Consider the following 18,426-nt stretch of genomic DNA (forward strand, 5'->3'; position numbering starts at 1 on the left):
GCAAAGCCGCTCCGTGACATTTGTATTGCCAGGACATCAGGGATCACCATGACCGACGAACCCGAAATCATCGCCCGCAAGATTGGCCAGGTTGGCCGGATCACGCTCAATCGTCCCAAGGCGCTCAATGCGCTGACCCATGGCATGTGCCTGTCGATGATCGAGGCGCTGGAGGCCTGGCGTGATGATGACAGCGTGCAGGTCATCGTGGTCGACGGGGCTGGCGAGAAGGGGTTTTGTGCCGGCGGGGACATTCTCAAACTGCATGACAGTGGCAAGGCGGGCGACGACCAGGCCTGGCTGTTCTGGCGCGACGAGTATCGGCTCAACACGCTGATCCACCACTATCCCAAACCCTATGTCGCGCTGATCGACGGCATCACCATGGGCGGCGGCGTCGGGGTTTCGGTGCACGGCTCGCACCGGGTCGCCGGTGATCGCACGATGTTCGCCATGCCCGAAACCGGGATCGGTTTTCACCCCGATGTCGGCGGCGCCTATTTCCTGCCGCGCCTTGCCGGCGAGATCGGCACCTGGATGGGCCTGACCGGCGCCCGCCTGAAAGCCCCCGATTGTGTCGCCGCCGGTCTGGCCACGCATTACTGCCCGTCGGGCCAGTATGACGCGCTTGTCGAAGCGCTCGAAAACGCGGATCTGACCGGCGAAGAATCGCTGGAAGTCCTGCTGGAGGAATTCTCCGGTGATCCCGGTGACAGCGATCTGTCGGTCACACGCGGTCTCATCGATGCAGCCTTTGCCGGTGACAGTGTCGACGAGATCACGGCGCGCATCGACGGGGCTGGGGATGGCTGGTCGGCCAAGCAGGCAAAAATCCTGGCAAGCAAATCCCCGACGGCGCTCAAGCTTACCTTGGCTTGTTTGCGCAAGGGCGGCGATCTCTCTTTCGAGGATGTGATGCGTCAGGATTTGCGCGTGTCGAGCTGGTGCCTGACGGGGACGGATTTCTACGAGGGTGTCCGCGCGGTGATCATCGACAAGGACCAGTCGCCGAACTGGTCGCCGGCCGCGGATGATAGCGAGATCGAGCAAGCCTTCGCGCCACTCGATGACGCTCACGAGATGAGCTTTCTCGAAGACACGGCCTAGACGCTGACAAATATCACTACAAAGACATCACAAAGAACACCACGATCCCCGGGGAGAGAAAACATGGCCCGCATCGCCTTTATCGGACTTGGAAACATGGGCTCCGGCATGGCCGCCAATCTGGTCAAGGCCGGGCATGAGGTGCACGCCTTCGATCTCAGCGCCGCCGCCATAGCTCAGGCCGTGGAGCAGGGCGCCAAGCCAGCCAACTCCGCCATTGATGCGGTGACCGGCAGCGAGGCCGTGGTCACCATGCTGCCCGCCGGCAAGCATGTACGCGCTGTTTATGAAGGCCAGATCTTTGACGCTGCGGCACCGGGCACGCTCTTCCTCGATTGCTCGACCATTGATGTCGACAGTGCCCGCCATGTCGGCGGTCTGGCCGTGGAGAAGGGTTTCCGCTTTGTCGATGCCCCGGTCTCCGGAGGCGTCGCAGCGGCCCAGGGCGGCACGCTGACCTTCATGGTCGGTGGCAGTGAAGGCGATTTCGCAGCGGCGGAACCCATTCTCGACGCGATGGGCAAGGCGGTCATCCGCGCCGGTGAAGTCGGGGCCGGCCAGGCGGCCAAGATCTGCAACAACATGCTGCTGGCGATCACCATGATCGGCACCTGCGAAGCCTTTGCCCTGGCCGAGAAGCTGGGCCTGGACCAACAGAATTTCTTCGACATCGCGTCCAAGGCGTCCGGCCAGTCCTGGTCGATGACCTCCTACTGCCCGGTCCCGGGCCCGATCCCGACCACACCGGCCAATAACGGCTACAAGCCGGGCTTCGCCACGGCCATGATGCTCAAGGATCTCAAGCTTGCGCAGGACGCGGCACAAAGCGCCGGAGCGACCACGCCGCTGGGCGCCCAGGCTGAAGCGCTCTACGCCATGTTCGACAATCTGGGCGGCGGTCCGTCAGACTTTTCCGGCATCTACAAGCTGTTGGATGGAAGCTGGGAAAACCGCTGATTTCAATTTGAACGGCCCTGTTAAGGGGATTTTTGCGCTTTCACATTACAGTCCGCACTGAACGTAAAAAACGATCATCAAAGATCGGGTGGAGTGTGTGTGATGGCGATGGCAGAAAGCGTGGCACCGGAAGCGGCGCCGAGTTCCGATTATCTTGAGCTTCTTCAACTGGTGGAACGCCTCCACCGACAGCTGCTTGATGTGGTCAAGGATGAGCTCGACCGTGAGGGGCTGGACGATCTGAACAGTGTGCAGGCCCTGCTCCTGTTCAATATCGGCGACCAGGAATTGACGGCAGGTGAGCTGCGGACGCGGGGCCATTATCTGGGCTCCAACGTGTCCTACAATCTCAAGAAGCTCGTCGATGCCGGCTATATCCGTCATGAGCGGTCGGCGGTGGACCGCCGTGCCGTGCGGGTCAGCCTGACCGATAGCGGTTTCGCTGTCTGTGCTCATTTGAACAAGCTTTTCGAGCGGCAGGGAACGTCGCTGAACCCGGTCGGCGGTGTTGATGTCGAGCAATTGCCGGCCATGAATACGGTATTGGCACGGATCGAACGCTTCTGGGCTGATCACATCCGTTTCCGGATGTAGGGCCTGTCCAACTGTTCATGAAAAAATCCATTGGGTGCGGCGCTTCGTCCATTATACGGACGGGTGATTACGGACTATACGTCGACTCACCGTCCGGTTGGCATGTAGTGATCGTCGTGAAAGGCCCGCCCCATGGATTACCAAACCGCGTTTCAGGATGCCGTCCGTCGTGTGAAGGCTGAAGGTCGCTACCGCGTCTTTGCCGATCTTCTGCGGCGCAAGGGTGAGTTCCCCGTCGCGCGTTGGCGCTCTGACGAGGGCAAGGTCCGCGACGTTACGGTCTGGTGTTCCAATGATTATCTTGGCATGGGCCAGGTGCCTTGCGTCGTGGAGTCGATGAAAAAGGCGATCGATGATGTTGGCTCAGGTGCCGGCGGCACGCGCAATATCTCCGGTACCACCCATTATCATGTCGAGCTTGAGCGCTCGCTCGCCGATCTGCACCAGAAAGATGCGGCGCTGCTCTTCACCTCCGGTTACATTGCGAATGAGGCGACGCTGTCGACCCTGGGAAAGATCCTGCCCGGCCTGATCATGTTCTCCGACGAGCTCAACCACGCCTCCATGATTGAGGGCGTGAAAGGGGCGCGCTGCGAAAAGCGCATCTGGCGTCACAATGATCTCGAACATCTGGAAGAATTGCTGGCCGCCGCACCGGCCGATGCGCCGAAAGTCATTGCTTTCGAGTCGGTCTATTCCATGGACGGCGATATCGGCCCTCTGGAAGCCGTCTGCGACCTCGCCGACAAATATGGCGCGCTGACCTATCTCGACGAAGTCCACGCCGTTGGCCTGTACGGTCTTCGCGGCGCCGGCATTGCCGAACGTGAAGGCCTGATGGACCGGATCGACATTATTGAAGGCACGCTGGGCAAGGCGTTTGGCGTGATGGGGGGCTATATCGCTGCTGACGGCGCGATTGTCGACGCTATCCGCTCCATGGCGCCCGGTTTCATATTCACCACCGCCCTTCCACCGGCCCTGGCCGCCGGTGCGCGGGCCAGCGTCGAATACCTCAAGGCCGCGCATCATCTGCGCGAGTCGCACCAGGAGCGCGCTGCGACCTTGAAGGCGCGCCTCGCCGAGGCCGGTTACCCGGTGATGGAATCCGAGACCCATATCGTTCCCATCAAGGTGGGCGATCCGGTGCTTTGCAAACGCATTTCCGACATGCTGCTCGAAGAGCATGGTGTCTACGTCCAGCCGATCAATTATCCGACTGTGCCCCGGGGAACGGAGCGCCTCCGCTTGACGCCCAGCCCGCTACACGACGATGGAATGTTTGACCAGCTCATCGAGGCACTGGATGATGTCTGGGAGCGGGCGTGCGAACAGACCGGGGTGGCCCGGGCCTGAATTCAGTCTGCCCGAGCGAGGTCGGACAATGGCCGGCGAAATATTCGTCGAAATCCAGCGAGTTGGAAATGCCTTGCGCGTGGCGGCCATTGACGGTGCCACTGCCGAGGAGGTCGTTTTCCAGGTGCCCGCCAAGACCCCGCGCGCGGACATTGATGTCCTCGCGCGGGCGAAGCTGGCCTGGAAGCTCAAGCGGGAAGCGGTCAACAAGAAACGGCCGGACCCAGGGTCCGGCCGTCGCGGCATTGAAGTCTAGGTCGGGCCAGCTAGCCGTCTTTCTTGCCGCGTCCCAGGCCAATATCCTTGGCGAATTGTGAGCGTTTGCGCGAATAGGCTGGCGCGACCATCGGGTAATCCGATGGCAGGCCCCATTTTCGGCGGTAATCATCTGGCGACATATTGTACTGGGAGCGCAGATAGCGCTTGAGCATCTTGAGTTTTTTGCCGTCTTCCAAGCAAACGATGTAGTCGTCAGCAACCGATTTGGATACGGCAATCGCCGGCTTGGTCTTCGGCTCCGGTTTGACTTCCGACTCGGAGACTTCCTTCATTGTCGCATGCACTGACTTGATCAGATCAGGCACGTTATCGGCCGGCATGGAATTGTGTGAGAGGTAGGATGCGACGACATCGGTGGTCATCCTCAGCAACTCTTCCTTGTCGATATCGGGGAGCATGTCATCGGCCATTTACAGAACCTTTCCGGAAACACTGTCTTGCTTTCGTCACACGTAGTGACTTCATTCATTATTGCAATGAACGATCGATATTATGACTTGATGTCGAGTTCAAGAGAGTGCGGTTGAATATATTTCAGTTGTGACAGCGCAGGTAGAATTGCTCAAGTAATTCGATTGGGGGCATGTGGGGGTGATCTGGTCTGCAGACACGCCAATTGTCCGCTTGCCCCAGTCCGAGCAGCACCTTATCACACGAGGCAAATGTGATGAGGAAGCGTCATGCCCGATACCCAGCGCGAAGCCGGACAGCAAAACCCGTTCTTCACCCGATCAATCGTTGAGAGCGATCGCGATGTCGCCCACGCGATCCATGAGGAAATTCAACGCCAGCAAAGCCAGATTGAGCTGATTGCGTCTGAGAACATCGTCTCTCGGGCGGTTCTTGAAGCGCAAGGCTCGCCGCTCACGAACAAATACGCCGAAGGCTATCCGGGCCGCCGCTATTATGGTGGCTGCGAGCATGTCGATGTTGTCGAGACACTTGCCATCGAGCGCGCCAAAGCGCTCTTCGGGGCCCAGTATGCCAATGTCCAGCCGAATTCCGGCAGTCAGGCCAACCAGGGCGTCTTTCTCGCTCTGCTCAAGCCGGGCGACACGATTCTCGGCATGTCCCTTGATGCCGGCGGTCACCTGACGCATGGCGCACGCCCCAACATGTCGGGCAAATGGTTCAAGGCGGAGAGCTATGGCGTGCGCGAGCGTGATGCGCGCATCGACTATGATGCGGTTCGCGCCAAGGCGCATGAGGTCAAGCCGCAGCTGATCATAGCCGGTGGGTCGGCCTATCCGCGCGAGATCGATTTTGCCGAATTCCGCAAGATCGCCGACGAGGTCGGGGCCTATCTCATGGTCGATATGGCGCATGTCGCGGGCCTGGTGGCCGGTGGGGTCTATCCCAATCCGATGCCGCACGCCCATGTCTGCACGACCACGACCCACAAAACCTTGCGCGGCCCGCGAGGCGGCATGATCCTGTCCAACGATCTCGACCTCGGCAAGAAGTTCAACTCGGCTATTTTCCCCGGCCTGCAGGGCGGTCCGCTCATGCATGTCATCGCCGGCAAGGCGGTCGCATTCGGCGAAGCCCTGCAACCCGAGTTCAAGGATTATGTCAAACAGGTGGTCGCCAATTGTCAGGCGATGGCCAAGGCGATAACCGATGGGGGCTATGCCATCGTCTCGGGCGGGACTGACAGCCATCTGGCCCTGGTTGACCTGCGCCCGAAGGGGCTCAAGGGCAATATCGCCGAAGAAGCCCTCGAGCGAGCCTATATCACCTGCAACAAGAACGGCGTGCCCTTTGATCCTGAAAAGCCGACGGTGACATCCGGCCTGCGCGTCGGCTCGCCGGCCGGCACGACGCGCGGCTTTGGCGAGGCGGAGTTCGCGCAGATTGGTGAGCTGATGGTGAAGGTGCTTGATGCACTTGTGGATCAGCCCGAGGGCAATGCGGAAATAGAGGCCGAGGTTCGCGAGACGGTGAAAGCGCTCACTGCGCGCTTCCCCATCTATCCAGAACTGGCCTAAGATACCCGCATGCGTTGTCCTTTTTGCGGTCATCCCGATACCCAAGTGAAGGATTCCCGTCCGGCAGAGGACGGGAATGCCATTCGTCGTCGGCGGCAATGTCCGTCCTGTGCCGCCCGTTTCACCACGTTCGAGCGCGTGCAATTGCGTGAGCTGACCGTAATGAAGAAGTCCGGGCGGCGGGTCCCGTTTGACCGTGACAAGCTGAACCGGTCCATCCAGCTGGCGATGCAAAAGCGCAATATCGAGCCGGACCGGATCGACCAGATGATTTCAGGCATTGTCCGGCGGTTGGAGTCGACCGGTGAGACCGATGTGACCTCTGACCGGGTTGGCGAGCTGGTCATGGAAGGCCTGAAGAATCTTGATGCGGTCGCCTATGTCCGATACGCGTCGGTCTACAAGGATTTCCACAAGGTCGAGGACTTCCGTGAATTCATCACCGATGAAGCGCTGAGCGCGCATTTCGGTACAAGCGAAGACGACAACGAATGAGCGCCGCGGCGCGTCCGCGTGTCACATTGAAGCTGGCGACTTCGCTCGACGGCAAGATCGCACTGGCGAACGGCGCCTCGCAATGGATCACGGGGCCCGAGAGTCGCGCCGTGGTGCATCGCATGCGTGCGGCGCATGACGCAATTCTCACGGGGATTGGCACCATCCTCGCGGATGACCCACAATTGACGGCGCGCCCCGAAGGCGGGTGCGAGCGTCAACCCGATATCATCATCATGGACAGTCAGGGGCGGACGCCGGCGACCGCGCGGGTCTTCAAGGGGGGAGACCGGTCCGTCACATTGGTTCCGTACAGAGATCTCGCTCGGGCCATGGCTGGCCGTGAGCGCGTGATGATCGAGGCGGGCGCGGCGATTGCGGCCTCTGCCGTGCGCGACGGACTGGTGGATTGTATCGAATGGTTTCGGGCGCCAATAGTGCTGGGCGGTGACGGATTACCGGTTCTCGCAGCTCTTGGCCTTGAGACACTCGACGCAGCCCCCATTTTCAGGCGGACAAGCGTCGTGGAGCGCGGCGTCGATCTGCAGGAAACCTACGAACGGACGGGTTGATGTTTACCGGAATCGTTACTGCCAAAGGCTGCATTTGCGCCATCTCCGGGGAGGGCGTGCGCCGCTTCGAGATCGACGCGCCCTACGAGCCTGATGGAATCGCGCTGGGAGCCTCGATCGCCCATGCCGGTGCGTGCCTTACCGTTGTGGAGAAGCGCCGGACGACAGATGGTTGCAGGTTCGCCGTTGAGGTGTCCCCGGAGACGTTGCGCCTGACCACGCTGGGCAAATGGAAGGTTGGCGACCCGGTCAATCTCGAGCGCGCCCTGGCGATGGGCGAGGAGCTTGGCGGGCACCTCGTCACCGGTCATGTCGACGGCGTCGGAGAGGTGGTAGATCGGCGCGAGGAGGGGGAATGGCTCATTCTTTCCGTCCGGCCGCCATCGGATCTCAATCGATTCATAGCCCGCAAGGGCTCGATCACGGTCGACGGGGTCTCGCTGACCGTCAATACGGTCACCCGCGACACGTTTGATTTGATGATCATCCCGCATACGGCGGAGGTCACCACACTCGGCGCGCTGCAAATTGGCGCACACGTCAATCTTGAGGTTGACCTCATGGCGCGCTACGCCGCCCGTCTGAGCGAATTCTCGCCGGCCTGATATTTGGAGACGCGCGTGAGCGACATCCCACTTTCCCCTATCGAGGACGTTATCGAGGATGCGCGCAATGGGCGCATGTTCATCCTCGTCGACGCCGAGGACCGCGAGAATGAAGGTGATCTGGTCATACCGGCCAAGTTTGCCACACCGGATGCGGTCAATTTCATGGCCAAGCATGGCCGTGGCCTGATCTGTCTCGCCATGAGCCAGGAACGTGTCGACCAACTCGACCTGAAATTGATGGCGAGCGATAATCGCTCGCGTCACCAGACGGCCTTCACCACCTCGATCGAGGCGCGTGAGGGTGTGACAACCGGTATTTCCGCCCATGACCGGGCCCGCACGATTGAAGTCGCGACCGACCCGTCCAAAGGCGCTGATGACATCGCGACGCCGGGTCATGTCTTCCCGCTGGTGGCGCGTGATGGCGGGGTACTTGTGCGGGCGGGCCATACCGAGGCCTCCGTTGACGTTGCGCGCCTGGCCGGCGCCGGTTCGGCTGGGGTAATCTGCGAAATCATGAATGAGGACGGGTCGATGGCGCGCCTGCCCGATCTCGTTGCTTTCGCCCAATTGCATGGCCTCAAGATCGGAACGATTGCTGATCTGATTGCCTATCGTCGCAAGAATGACCGCTTTATCGAACGCCGTCTGGAGAGCGAATTCTCCTCGCAATTCGGCGGCCCGTTCAAGCTCGTCGTCTTCCGTAATACGCTGGATGGATCCGAGCATGTTGCCCTCGTGAAGGGTGAGCCGAACACAGACGAGCCAACCACTGTGCGCATGCACAAGGTGAGCTTCGTCGACGATGTCCTGCATGAAAGCGGCCCACGCGGCGAGAAAGTTGAAGCCGGGATTCGCGCGATCTCCGAGGCGGAGGGCCCGGCGGTCATGGTCTTCATCCGCGAGACCTCGCACACGGCGATCATCGAACGCTTGGGCGCCCATCCCAGCCTGCCGCAGAATGAGCGCGAGGCGCGGCGTCTGCGTGAGTACGGTGTGGGAGCGCAGATCCTGCTGGATCTTGGCGTGCGCGACATGATTCTCCTGACCACCAAGCCGCAAACGATTGTCGGGCTTGAGGGCTATGGTCTGTCCATCCGCGAAGAGCGGCATTTTCCGGAGGGTGACGCATGAGCGCGCCGAAATATCTGATCATCGCGGGCACATTCTACCGCGACATCGCCGACGCGCTGATCAAGGGCGCGCAGGAGGCCATCGAAGCCAAGGGTTTTGCTTTCGACGTCGTCGAGGTTCCCGGTGCGCTGGAAATCCCCGGCACGATTGCCCAGGCCGAGAAGGCTGGCGCCGGCTATGACGGCTATGTCGCGCTGGGTTGTGTCATTCGTGGCGAGACCTCGCACTACGACTATGTCTGCGGTGAATCGGCGCGTGGAATCATGGATTTGAACCTGCGGGCCATCCCGGTTGGTAATGGTATCCTGACCGTCGAGAACCGCGCCCAGGCCTTGAAGCGCGCGATCGACAAGAATAAAGGCGCGGATGCAGCCAATGCAGCAATGATGCTGATCGAGCTGCGCAACCGCTTCAGGAGCGCATGACCATGGCTGCAGCCAGCAAGGAATCCGCATCGGAAAACCGGGCCCGTCTTCGTCGGGCTGCCCGCCTTTCGGCTGTCCAGGCGCTCTATCAGATGGAGATCAGTGGTCAAGGTGCGTCGGCCGTCATCCGCGAATTTCGTGATCATCGTTTCGGCGGTGATCATGAAGCAGCGGAATATGTCGAGGCGGATGAGGATTTCTTCGAGAGTCTGGTGAGCGGTGTTGTCGAAAAGCAGGCCAAGGTCGATCCGGCCATGGATGCCTTGCTGGCTGAAGGCTGGCGCCTCGAGCGTCTCGACTCGACGGTCCGGGCCATTCTGCGTGTCGGCGGGTTTGAGCTGCTGCATCGCAAGGATGTTCCGGCCCGCGTGGTGATTGATGAATATATCGAGATCGCCAATGCTTTTTTCGAGGGCTCCGAGCCGAAATTCATCAATGCCGCCTTTGACCGGGCGGCTCGCGACGCGCGCCCGGACGAATTCTGAGCCATGGCCGGCGACGGCGAATTCGACTTCATCCGGCGGCATCTCGTGCCGCTGAGTGAGGGCGATCCCGTTGCCCTTGGTCTCACAGATGACGCGGCCCTGCTGGACCCGGCGCCGGGTGAGAGCCTGGTCCTGGCCTGTGACACCCTGATCGCGGGCGTTCATTTTCGCGACAAGGACACACCCCAAACCGTTGCCAGCCGGGCCTTGCGCAGCAATCTCTCCGATCTGGCTGCCATGGGTGCCTCGCCGCGCCACTATTTGGCAGCCCTGTCCTGGCCGCGCTCGCTCGATGCCAAATGGCGCGAAGCTTTCCTGGCGGGCTTGCACCGGGAGCAATCGCGTTTCGGGCTCGCTCTTGTCGGCGGTGACACCACCGCAACGCCGGGGCCACTCACCATCAGCCTCACGCTGATTGGCGCCGTGCCGAGCGGCGCCGCGCTAACCCGCAGTGGTGCATGTGCCGGTGAGGATGTCTGGATTTCCGGACAGATCGGCGATGGCTTTCTCGGTCTCATGGCAGCGGAGACAGGGGCTGAGTCGCTGGCGGAGTGTCTAATCCGCTATACGGCGCCCGAGCCGCGCCTGGCACTTGGTGAGGCCCTGCGCGGAGTGGCCAGTAGTGCTATCGACATTTCAGACGGGCTGATTGCCGACCTCGGCCACATCGCCCGGACGAGTGGATGCGGGCTGGACATCGAGATCGATGCCGTTCCGCTGTCAAGCGCGGGCTCGGCCTGGCTGGCATCGCCGGAGGGTGATGTCCTGCGCCTGCTTGCTGGTGGAGACGATTACGAGCTCGCCTTCACGGCGGCGCCCGGCGACCGGGCCCGAATTGACGCAATCGGCGCTGGTCTCGATCTCCCCCTGACCCGGATCGGCCGCGTTGCGGAGGGGAGTGGTATCCAGCTGCGGAATGGGTTGGGCGAGGTTGTCGCGCCTGACCGCGGCGGATTTACGCATTTTTGAGGCAAAGCTGGCAGTCTGCCCGCGGACTGAGAGGCTTTCATGCGTAATGTCGTCGCCCTTGTGGCTGTAATTTTTCTGGCAGGCTTGTTGCCCGCACCGGCTTTCAGCCTCGTCGCACCGCCTGCGGAATCCGGAGGCGGATCCAACGATGAAGGCAGTCGAGGCAATCGCTTCCTGACCCTTTTCAACCGCGCCGGGTCCGAAGAGGACGAGCCGGAAGAGGATGAGGTGGAGGAAGACGATCCACGAAGCTTCACCATGCCGACGGTAGTTGCCCCCTTGTCCAGTCACGGGCACCTCACCGGATACGCCTATGTGCAGATCCGGGTTCGCGTCGCGGCCGGCCACAATCTCTGGGACGTCCGTGATGATGCGCATTACGCGCTGGACGCTGCGGTGCGGGCGGCCTACCGCACGCCTGTCTCCAACGAAGAGGGCACCGGTCTTGATAATGACCGCGCTGTCGAGGTCTGGCTGGCTGCGCTCGGTGAGCACTATGGCGCGAGTGCGATCGAGCGCATCGAGATTCGCCAGGCCGATACCCGGCTTTTTCGCCGATAATTCTGTATTGCAGCGCAGCAAGTCAATGTTTTGACTTGATAAAGAGTGCGTGTTGCACCGCCCCAATGCTTTGGGCATAGTCTCCCCAACAATAAGAACAAATGCGGGGAAGTTGTCTAAGGTCGGCGTGGTCACACGCGCGTGCTTTCCCGTATTCCTTCCGAGACCACAACGAAGTGAACAAACGGGGCTGGAATCCATGAACATGCTTTTTTTGGCCATTGCGGCAGCTGTTCTCGCCATCATCTACGGGGTCGTTCAGACCCAGCGTCTGATGAGTGCGAGCGCAGGCACGGAGAAGATGCAGGAGATCGCATCGGCCATTCAGGAAGGCGCGAACGCCTACCTCAAACGTCAATACACCACCATTGCCATTGTCGGCGTCGTCGTCTGTATCCTGATTGCCGTATTCCTTGGCTGGCAGGTTGCACTCGGTTTCGCCATCGGGGCCGTTCTGTCCGGCGCTGCCGGCTTTATCGGCATGCTGGTCTCGGTCCGCGCCAATGTGCGCACGACCCAGGCTGCCAGCACGAGCCTGGCGGCCGGGCTTGCGGTCGCCTTCCGCTCCGGTGCGGTCACGGGCATGCTTGTTGCCGGTCTCGCCCTGCTGGGTGTGGCGGGCTATTACTGGGTGCTCACCGGTCCGATGGGACTGGTGCTCGGCAGTGAAGAGAACGGTCGGATCATTATCGATTCGCTGGTCGCGCTCGGTTTCGGCGCTTCGCTGATCTCGATCTTTGCCCGTCTTGGTGGCGGTATCTTCACCAAGGGTGCGGATGTCGGGGGCGACATGGTCGGCAAGATCGAGGCCGGCATTCCCGAAGACGACCCGCGCAATGCGGCCACGATCGCTGACAATGTCGGCGACAATGTCGGTGATTGTGCCGGCATGGCGGCTGACCTGTTCGAGACCTATGCGGTGACCGTCGTTGCCACCATGGTGCTGGCAGCAATCTTCTTCACCGGCGGGCTGGCCACGACGATGGTCCTCTATCCGCTGATGATTGCAGCAGCCTGTATCGTGACCTCGATCATCGGCACCTTCTTTGTCAGCCTTGGCAAGGGCACCAATGTGATGGGGGCGCTCTACAAGGGGCTGATCGTTGCCGGTGTGTTGTCGATCGGTGCGCTCTACTTCGTCACCGATTTCACGATCGGCATGGGCGATATCGCTGAAGTGAACGGCAAGATGATTACCGGGATGAACCTGTTCTGGTCCGGCCTGATTGGTCTGGTCGTCACAGCCGCGATTATCTGGGTCACCGAATACTATACCGGGACGGGCTATCGTCCGGTGAAGTCGGTCGCCCTGGCGTCCGAGTCCGGACACGGCACGAATGTCATCCAGGGCCTCGCGGTTTCGCTGGAATCGACGGCCTTGCCGGCCCTGATCATCATCGGTGGCATCCTGGGTACCTATGCCTTGGCGGGCCTGTTCGGCATTGCCATCTCGGTGACGACCATGCTGGCCCTGGCCGGTCTGATCGTGGCGCTCGATGCCTTCGGTCCGGTGACCGACAATGCCGGCGGCATTGCGGAAATGGCCGGGCTCGACGAAAGCGTGCGCAATACGACCGACACGCTGGATGCCGTGGGCAATACGACCAAGGCTGTCACCAAGGGTTATGCCATTGGATCGGCCGGTCTGGGCGCCTTGGTCCTGTTTGCGGCCTATACGACGGATGTTGAGCACCTTCTGGGTATCCAGCCGGACTTCTCGCTGGAAAATCCCTATGTGATCGTCGGTCTGCTTTTTGGTGGCCTTCTGCCTTACCTCTTCGGCGGCATGTCGATGATGGCGGTGGGGCGTGCGGCGACCGCCGTGGTGACTGAGGTTCGCCGGCAGTTCAAGGAAATCCCGGGCATCATGGAGTACAAGGCGAAGCCGGATTATGGCCGCGCCGTGGACATTCTGACCAAGGCGGCGATCCGCGAGATGATCGTGCCGTCGCTTCTGCCCGTTCTGTCCCCGATCGTGCTCTACTTCGCGATCGACCTGATTGCCGGCCAGTCGCAAGCCCTGGCCGCGGTCGGTGCGATGCTGCTGGGCGTGATCGTCAATGGTCTCTTCGTCGCGGTCTCCATGACTGTCGGCGGCGGTGCCTGGGACAATGCCAAGAAGTATATCGAAGACGGCCATCACGGCGGCAAGGGCTCGGAAGCCCACAAGGCCTCCGTGACCGGCGACACCGTCGGTGACCCCTACAAGGATACCGCTGGTCCGGCCGTGAACCCGATGATCAAGATCACGAATATCGTGGCCCTGCTCCTGTTGGCCGTGCTGGCTCACTAGGCAGGATCAATTCTGATCCGGGAAGAGCTCCGGCCTCTGGCCGGGGCTCTTTCTTTTTGCGCGCTCTGCACGGCGTGCCAGCCAGAGTGCTTCGGCATTGTCAAAGGCGGCCTGACAGGCCCGCCAGATCAGGCTTTCCTCGCGTGGTATGACCGCCTCGTGTGGCTCTGCCTGGCCGGCAAGCGCCCAGCTAATGACGCTGCGTGGCGCGGGTAGAGCCTGTCCAACGGTGCGGGCGAACTCAATGGCGGTACAATCCTCGCCAACCTCATCGCGCTCCCACAATGGATGGTCATCCGGATCGACATCCCTCGCGGAATCGGCAGCGGGCCGTGTGACCCCGCAGGGTGTTGACCTTCCTGTGTTGTGACGTGCCTTGCGGCGCCGTGTATGCCTGCGATTGCGCATGCTCACTCCTTCTTTTCCGGTGTGTGGACGAGCGTCTGGTCGCCACGGCGTCACCGCCTGGCGTTTTGGGTAGAGAGGGAGTGCGGGATACCGGCCGAGGCCGATAAAGCGCTGATTTGATAACGGTAGCCACGACAAGCATCCCGCACGCGGAGTTTTCCCGGGTTGCCTTCCAGCCCCCGAATCGAAGCCGACGGGATCAGGGCGGTCAATCGTTGTGCCGCGAGTCCCATCGGCGGCCGCACCGGGTCTGATGGTGGTCAGCCCCGCCAAACCGGATGCGCTCCGCTATTCCCAAACCCCCGGATAACCGGTCCGAGCCTCAAGATGGCCTGGGAACGGGAGGATTATGTGATGGGGCGGAAGGAGGGTGGATAAGGTTTATCCCTATCCCCACCCCACACACCGTCATCCCGATGGCAATCGGGACCCAGACTGCGACGCAAGCTGTTGCCATGCTGGGCGAAATCGCGCCTGCGAGACTGGGTCCTGACTTTCGTCAGGATGACGGTTATGGGGGCGTAGGGCGGGGATAAGTTTTGACTTCAGGCGTATTGGTCATCCCGGCTCTGCGGCCTGCTTTCGCACCTCATTCGCCCGGGATGACAAAGATACACGAAATCCTAAATTACCGTCATTCTCCGGTCGCGGCAGGGCCGCGATCCGGGGGATGACGGGGTGTTGGGAAATGCGCCGTCTCGAGGGGGCGATCGGTTATCGGCGCATGGCGTCCAGTCATCCAGGCGACCGCTCTGCCTGGAGTCGGAGTGAATACATCCACCCACAAAAAACCCCGACCGATTGGTCAGGGCTTTTGTTGCGATGATACTTGCTTGCCGATCTACTGATCGCGACGCGGTCCACCGGCGCCGCCAGGCAGGTTCTGCTCGCCGCCGAATTGTTCGGACGGCAGGCGTCCGACATTGCCGAGAAGCTGTTCCAGGAAGGTGAGTTCGCGGCCCCGCGTCGGCGTCTCGCGGTCGGCATAGGCGACGACGCGGCCGTCTTCCAGCCCGTATTCGGACACCTCGGAGACCACGCCATTCGCGTCGAAGGTGACGGCAATGATGCGGCGATCACGAGTGGCCGGCCGCAGATAGGCGAGGCTCTCGCGAGTGGCGGAGATGTAATACCAGGTATTGTCCTCAAAGGTTCCGCGCGTCGACGGATTGCCAAGGCGCGACAGGACTGAGGACTCGGTGTCTTCAGCGACCAGGATCTCCGGGACGTCCTGGGTGGTGTAGCGATAGCCATGCGAACGCAGGACGGGATTGCAGGCCGAGGCGCCGATTGCACAGGCGGCAATCAGGACTGTAAGGCTAACGCGACGCTTCATCAGGAACTCCTGCGAGATGGGTCTGCCACGCGCGACTTGATGACGCGTGCGGCGTTGTCTTGACCTAACCAAGGGCGAGCTTAGCTTCAAGCGCCAATTCTTGGGAGAGCGGATCGCATGTTGAACCGTCTTTTCGGCCGCAAGCCGGAGAAGCTGCGCGCTGAAGCGCTTTATCGCGATGTGGTGGCGGCGGCCCGCAGGCCGGGTTTTTATGCCCGGCTGGGCGTTCCGGACACAGTCGAAGGCCGGTTCGAGATGATTATCCTGCACTGCGCGCTCGTCGTGCTGACCTTGAAATCGGAAGAGGGTGAGGACCCGACCCGGCTGAGCCAGGCGCTTTTCGACACGATGTTTGACGATTTCGATGCGGCCATGCGCGAGATGGGGGTGGGCGACTCGGGTGTTGGCAAGAAAATACGCTTTATGGCCGAGGGGTTCTATGGTCGTGCCGAAGCACTGCGCGAGGCCGCGCGCCATGACCAGCCGGATGAATTGCAGGCGGTGCTTGCGCGCAATGTTTTCAATGCCGAGCCCGATGATCCGCGGGCGCCAGCCCTTGCCCTATACGTCAACTCGGCGTTTCAAGCCTTGCAGGCACAAGGCGGGGCAGCGTTGATCGGCGGCCTCTCTCCTGTCTTTCCGGCGGTCTGATCGCCGTCTTGCTGCCTTGCATTGCTTGAGTCATGGTCTAAGTTCCGCGGGCTTTCGGCGCAGCGCGCCTTTGCGAGGGACATTGCACCGCTACTCATGACAGCTATCCCCACGATTTCGGTCGACGCCATGGGCGGAGATCTCGGACCCGAGGCGGTCGTCGAGGGTATCGGCCATGCGCTCAAACGCTGGCCGGACCGCAAGGCGAACTATCTGCTTCATGGCGACGAGGCGCAGCTGGCGCCACTTCTGGCGAAGCATCCGAAGGTCGCCGCCGTCTGCGAATTGCGACACACTGACACGCTGGTCCAGATGACGGACAAGCCGAGTGAAGCCGTGCGCCGGGCGCGCGGGTCCTCGATGTGGAATGCGATCCAGAGTGTGAAGGCGGGCGAGGCGGGGGCCATTGTGTCGTCCGGCAATACCGGTGCGCTCATGGCGATCGGGAAGGTGATCCTGCGCATGAAGAAGGGCGTCCATCGCCCGGCCATCTCGGCTAACTGGCCGACGCCGAAAGGGCATACCGTCGTGCTCGATGTGGGCGCCAATGTGCAGTGCGGCGCCACCCAGCTGGTCGAGTTCGCCATCATGGGCGAGGCCTATCACAGTGCTGTGTTCGGCGGGGATTCGCCGTCGGTTGGTCTGCTCAATGTTGGCCAGGAAGAACTCAAGGGAAATGACACGGTTCGTGAAGCAGATCAGCTGATCCGCAAATCGGGCCTGGATATCGCTTACAAGGGTTTCATCGAAGGCAATGACATCTCGGCCGGGGGCATTGATGTCGTCGTCACCGACGGTTTTACCGGCAATATTGCGCTGAAAACGGCTGAAGGCACTGCTCGACTGGTCGCCGGCTGGGTGCGTGAAGCGCTGACCAGCTCGCTTCTGGCCAAGCTTGCAGCCGGACTGCTCTCGCTCGGGGCGCTTGAGCGCCTGCGGCAGCGCATGGATCCGCGCTATATCAATGGCGGTGTGCTGCTGGGTCTCAAGGGGATTGTGGTGAAATCACATGGTGGCGCGGACGGTGAGGGTTTCGCCTCCGCGCTCGGCCTGGCTTATGTGATGGCCCAAAGCGATTTCATGGCCCAGATCCGCGCCAATCTCGACAAATTCGCCAGTTTTGAAGAAGAGCAGGAAGTCGCGGCAGCCTCATGACCGAGTTGAGTACGCGTATCGCCGGAATCGGTTCTTATCTGCCCGAGCGGATCCTCACCAATGATGAGATCTCCGCCATGGTGGATACCAGTGACAGCTGGATTCGCGAGCGGACGGGTATTCGTCAGCGCCATATCGCAGGTGAGGGCATCACGACCTGTGACCTGGCCGAGCGCGCCGCGCGGCGGGCCCTCGAAGACGCCGGACTGGAGGCTGACGATCTTGACCTGATCGTGGTCGCCACCACCACGCCGGATTTCACCTTCCCTTCGGTTGGCACCATGCTGCAAGCCCGGCTCGGGGCGATGAAGGGGGCGGCGTTCGACGTCCAGGCGGTCTGCACAGGCTTTGTGTACGCGCTCGCCATGGCCGACAATATGCTGGCCCGCGGCCAGGCCAAGACCGCTCTGGTGGTTGGCGCAGAGACCATGTCGCGCATTCTCGACTGGACGGATCGCTCAACCTGCGTGCTCTTTGGTGATGGCGCTGGCGCGATGGTCTTGCAGGCGGCCGACACGGGTGAGGGCGCCGAGCGTTCGGGAATCCTGGGCACCTATCTGCGTTCGGATGGTCGCTTCAAGGATTTGCTCCATGTCGATGGCGGCCCATCATCGACCGGGACGGTCGGACATTTGCGCATGGTCGGCAATCAGGTCTTCCGTCACGCGATCACGAATATTTCTGAATCCATGACCACGATCGCCAAGCGTTCCGGCGTCTCGATCGAGGACATTGACTGGTTCGTACCCCATCAGGCCAATCAGCGAATTCTTGAAGGTGTGGCGAGAAAGCTTTCTATTCCAACGGAAAAAGTCATTTCGACCGTTGCCGATCACGGCAATACATCTGCGGCCTCGGTGCCGCTGGCTTTCGACCGTGCCGTGCAGGACGGGCGCATCAAGCGCGGCGACCTGGTTTTGATGGAAGCACTGGGCGGCGGATTCACCTGGGGAGCGGCGCTCGCACGATTTTGAACAGGTCGCGACCGGTTTCTCGCACTTAACCAAGACCTTGGCGTTGACCTGACCCGCCTGTGGGGCGTAGCCTGATCTC

21 protein-coding genes are annotated in these 18,426 nt (G+C 61.3%); 18 read left to right on the plus strand and 3 right to left on the minus strand.

Features of this window, described 5'->3' with window-relative positions; genetic code table 11:
- Nucleotides 1-48: 48 nt before the first annotated feature.
- The 5 genes from Q0X62_RS08810 (at nucleotide 49) to Q0X62_RS08830 (ending at nucleotide 4,270) form a co-directional block, all read left to right on the plus strand.
- Nucleotides 49-1,107: an enoyl-CoA hydratase/isomerase family protein gene (locus Q0X62_RS08810; RefSeq protein ID WP_297734257.1), complete on the plus strand. Its 1,059-nt coding sequence runs from the start codon at nucleotides 49-51 to the stop codon at nucleotides 1,105-1,107.
- Between the two features lie 63 nt (nucleotides 1,108-1,170).
- Entirely contained in the window at nucleotides 1,171-2,064 is an 894-nt protein-coding gene (gene mmsB / locus Q0X62_RS08815) for a 3-hydroxyisobutyrate dehydrogenase (RefSeq protein WP_297734260.1), read from the plus strand.
- A gap of 102 nt (nucleotides 2,065-2,166) precedes the next feature.
- Complete coding sequence (locus tag Q0X62_RS08820) at nucleotides 2,167-2,658, plus strand: MarR family transcriptional regulator (protein ID WP_297734262.1); 492 nt, start codon at nucleotides 2,167-2,169, stop codon at nucleotides 2,656-2,658.
- A 132-nt stretch (nucleotides 2,659-2,790) separates the two neighbouring features.
- Nucleotides 2,791-4,014: a 5-aminolevulinate synthase gene (gene hemA, locus Q0X62_RS08825; protein WP_297734265.1), complete on the plus strand. Its 1,224-nt coding sequence runs from the start codon at nucleotides 2,791-2,793 to the stop codon at nucleotides 4,012-4,014.
- Nucleotides 4,015-4,042: 28 nt separating this feature from the next.
- Entirely contained in the window at nucleotides 4,043-4,270 is a 228-nt protein-coding gene (locus Q0X62_RS08830; protein ID WP_297734268.1) for a hypothetical protein, read from the plus strand.
- Nucleotides 4,271-4,280: 10 nt separating this feature from the next.
- Here the strand turns inward: Q0X62_RS08830 and Q0X62_RS08835 are convergent, their stop codons facing one another.
- Nucleotides 4,281-4,703, minus strand: coding sequence for a MucR family transcriptional regulator (locus Q0X62_RS08835; RefSeq protein ID WP_297734271.1), 423 nt, complete (start codon nucleotides 4,701-4,703; stop codon nucleotides 4,281-4,283).
- A gap of 270 nt (nucleotides 4,704-4,973) precedes the next feature.
- On the opposite strand from Q0X62_RS08835, the gene glyA reads away from it, so the two are divergent.
- The 10 genes from glyA to Q0X62_RS08885 all read left to right on the plus strand — a co-directional run bounded on the left by glyA (nucleotide 4,974) and on the right by Q0X62_RS08885 (nucleotide 13,823).
- Entirely contained in the window at nucleotides 4,974-6,281 is a 1,308-nt protein-coding gene (gene glyA, locus Q0X62_RS08840) for a serine hydroxymethyltransferase (protein ID WP_297734274.1), read from the plus strand.
- Between the two features lie 9 nt (nucleotides 6,282-6,290).
- Entirely contained in the window at nucleotides 6,291-6,776 is a 486-nt protein-coding gene (gene nrdR, locus Q0X62_RS08845) for a transcriptional regulator NrdR (protein ID WP_297734277.1), read from the plus strand.
- On the plus strand, nucleotides 6,773-7,348 hold the full coding sequence (locus Q0X62_RS08850; protein WP_297734280.1) for a RibD family protein: 576 nt from the start codon (nucleotides 6,773-6,775) through the stop codon (nucleotides 7,346-7,348). Before nrdR ends, Q0X62_RS08850 begins: the two co-directional genes overlap by 4 nt.
- Entirely contained in the window at nucleotides 7,348-7,953 is a 606-nt protein-coding gene (locus tag Q0X62_RS08855; protein WP_297734283.1) for a riboflavin synthase, read from the plus strand. Before Q0X62_RS08850 ends, Q0X62_RS08855 begins: the two co-directional genes overlap by 1 nt.
- Before the next feature lie 15 nt (nucleotides 7,954-7,968).
- A complete protein-coding gene (gene ribB / locus Q0X62_RS08860) occupies nucleotides 7,969-9,090 on the plus strand; it encodes a 3,4-dihydroxy-2-butanone-4-phosphate synthase (RefSeq protein WP_297734286.1) in 1,122 nt (373 codons plus the stop codon).
- Nucleotides 9,087-9,515, plus strand: a complete 429-nt coding sequence (ribH, locus tag Q0X62_RS08865; RefSeq protein ID WP_297734288.1) for a 6,7-dimethyl-8-ribityllumazine synthase — start codon at nucleotides 9,087-9,089, stop codon at nucleotides 9,513-9,515. The genes ribB and ribH overlap by 4 nt, the downstream gene beginning before the upstream one ends.
- Before the next feature lie 2 nt (nucleotides 9,516-9,517).
- Complete coding sequence (nusB, locus tag Q0X62_RS08870; RefSeq protein WP_297734290.1) at nucleotides 9,518-10,000, plus strand: transcription antitermination factor NusB; 483 nt, start codon at nucleotides 9,518-9,520, stop codon at nucleotides 9,998-10,000.
- Nucleotides 10,001-10,003: 3 nt separating this feature from the next.
- The gene (thiL, locus tag Q0X62_RS08875) at nucleotides 10,004-10,969 is read left to right on the plus strand and encodes a thiamine-phosphate kinase (protein WP_297734293.1); all 966 of its coding nucleotides are present in this window, start codon (nucleotides 10,004-10,006) and stop codon (nucleotides 10,967-10,969) included.
- A gap of 39 nt (nucleotides 10,970-11,008) precedes the next feature.
- On the plus strand, nucleotides 11,009-11,530 hold the full coding sequence (locus Q0X62_RS08880) for a hypothetical protein (protein WP_297734296.1): 522 nt from the start codon (nucleotides 11,009-11,011) through the stop codon (nucleotides 11,528-11,530).
- A 199-nt stretch (nucleotides 11,531-11,729) separates the two neighbouring features.
- Complete coding sequence (locus Q0X62_RS08885) at nucleotides 11,730-13,823, plus strand: sodium-translocating pyrophosphatase (RefSeq protein WP_297734299.1); 2,094 nt, start codon at nucleotides 11,730-11,732, stop codon at nucleotides 13,821-13,823.
- Nucleotides 13,824-13,829: 6 nt separating this feature from the next.
- Here the strand turns inward: Q0X62_RS08885 and Q0X62_RS08890 are convergent, their stop codons facing one another.
- Nucleotides 13,830-14,231 (minus strand): hypothetical protein, encoded by a 402-nt coding sequence (locus Q0X62_RS08890; RefSeq protein WP_297734305.1) that lies wholly within the window; start codon nucleotides 14,229-14,231, stop codon nucleotides 13,830-13,832.
- An 841-nt stretch (nucleotides 14,232-15,072) separates the two neighbouring features.
- Nucleotides 15,073-15,567, minus strand: coding sequence for an outer membrane protein assembly factor BamE (gene bamE / locus Q0X62_RS08895; protein WP_297734308.1), 495 nt, complete (start codon nucleotides 15,565-15,567; stop codon nucleotides 15,073-15,075).
- Between the two features lie 117 nt (nucleotides 15,568-15,684).
- Here bamE and Q0X62_RS08900 point away from each other — a divergent pair, with 117 nt between their 5' ends.
- From Q0X62_RS08900 to Q0X62_RS08910, 3 genes are all read left to right on the plus strand, one after another.
- The gene (locus tag Q0X62_RS08900) at nucleotides 15,685-16,218 is read left to right on the plus strand and encodes a ubiquinol-cytochrome C chaperone family protein (RefSeq protein ID WP_297734310.1); all 534 of its coding nucleotides are present in this window, start codon (nucleotides 15,685-15,687) and stop codon (nucleotides 16,216-16,218) included.
- Between the two features lie 96 nt (nucleotides 16,219-16,314).
- Complete coding sequence (plsX, locus tag Q0X62_RS08905; protein ID WP_297734313.1) at nucleotides 16,315-17,373, plus strand: phosphate acyltransferase PlsX; 1,059 nt, start codon at nucleotides 16,315-16,317, stop codon at nucleotides 17,371-17,373.
- A complete protein-coding gene (locus Q0X62_RS08910; RefSeq protein ID WP_297734316.1) occupies nucleotides 17,370-18,347 on the plus strand; it encodes a beta-ketoacyl-ACP synthase III in 978 nt (325 codons plus the stop codon). The genes plsX and Q0X62_RS08910 overlap by 4 nt, the downstream gene beginning before the upstream one ends.
- Nucleotides 18,348-18,426: the final 79 nt, after the last annotated feature.

The sequence above is a fragment of the uncultured Maricaulis sp. genome, from assembly GCF_947259345.1.
Classification (GTDB): domain Bacteria; phylum Pseudomonadota; class Alphaproteobacteria; order Caulobacterales; family Maricaulaceae; genus Maricaulis.

Coding starts and splice junctions, on each gene's coding strand:
- Q0X62_RS08880 (WP_297734296.1), top strand. CDS start 11,009: ATGCGTAATGTCGTCGCCCTTGTGGCTGTAATTTTTCTGGCAGGCTTG.
- Q0X62_RS08830 (WP_297734268.1), top strand. CDS start 4,043: ATGGCCGGCGAAATATTCGTCGAAATCCAGCGAGTTGGAAATGCCTTG.
- hemA (WP_297734265.1), top strand. CDS start 2,791: ATGGATTACCAAACCGCGTTTCAGGATGCCGTCCGTCGTGTGAAGGCT.
- Q0X62_RS08885 (WP_297734299.1), top strand. CDS start 11,730: ATGAACATGCTTTTTTTGGCCATTGCGGCAGCTGTTCTCGCCATCATC.
- Q0X62_RS08850 (WP_297734280.1), top strand. CDS start 6,773: ATGAGCGCCGCGGCGCGTCCGCGTGTCACATTGAAGCTGGCGACTTCG.
- thiL (WP_297734293.1), top strand. CDS start 10,004: ATGGCCGGCGACGGCGAATTCGACTTCATCCGGCGGCATCTCGTGCCG.
- Q0X62_RS08910 (WP_297734316.1), top strand. CDS start 17,370: ATGACCGAGTTGAGTACGCGTATCGCCGGAATCGGTTCTTATCTGCCC.
- plsX (WP_297734313.1), top strand. CDS start 16,315: ATGACAGCTATCCCCACGATTTCGGTCGACGCCATGGGCGGAGATCTC.
- mmsB (WP_297734260.1), top strand. CDS start 1,171: ATGGCCCGCATCGCCTTTATCGGACTTGGAAACATGGGCTCCGGCATG.
- bamE (WP_297734308.1), bottom strand. CDS start 15,567: ATGAAGCGTCGCGTTAGCCTTACAGTCCTGATTGCCGCCTGTGCAATC.
- Q0X62_RS08810 (WP_297734257.1), top strand. CDS start 49: ATGACCGACGAACCCGAAATCATCGCCCGCAAGATTGGCCAGGTTGGC.
- nusB (WP_297734290.1), top strand. CDS start 9,518: ATGGCTGCAGCCAGCAAGGAATCCGCATCGGAAAACCGGGCCCGTCTT.
- nrdR (WP_297734277.1), top strand. CDS start 6,291: ATGCGTTGTCCTTTTTGCGGTCATCCCGATACCCAAGTGAAGGATTCC.
- Q0X62_RS08820 (WP_297734262.1), top strand. CDS start 2,167: ATGGCGATGGCAGAAAGCGTGGCACCGGAAGCGGCGCCGAGTTCCGAT.
- glyA (WP_297734274.1), top strand. CDS start 4,974: ATGCCCGATACCCAGCGCGAAGCCGGACAGCAAAACCCGTTCTTCACC.
- Q0X62_RS08890 (WP_297734305.1), bottom strand. CDS start 14,231: ATGCGCAATCGCAGGCATACACGGCGCCGCAAGGCACGTCACAACACA.
- Q0X62_RS08900 (WP_297734310.1), top strand. CDS start 15,685: ATGTTGAACCGTCTTTTCGGCCGCAAGCCGGAGAAGCTGCGCGCTGAA.
- Q0X62_RS08855 (WP_297734283.1), top strand. CDS start 7,348: ATGTTTACCGGAATCGTTACTGCCAAAGGCTGCATTTGCGCCATCTCC.
- Q0X62_RS08835 (WP_297734271.1), bottom strand. CDS start 4,703: ATGGCCGATGACATGCTCCCCGATATCGACAAGGAAGAGTTGCTGAGG.
- ribH (WP_297734288.1), top strand. CDS start 9,087: ATGAGCGCGCCGAAATATCTGATCATCGCGGGCACATTCTACCGCGAC.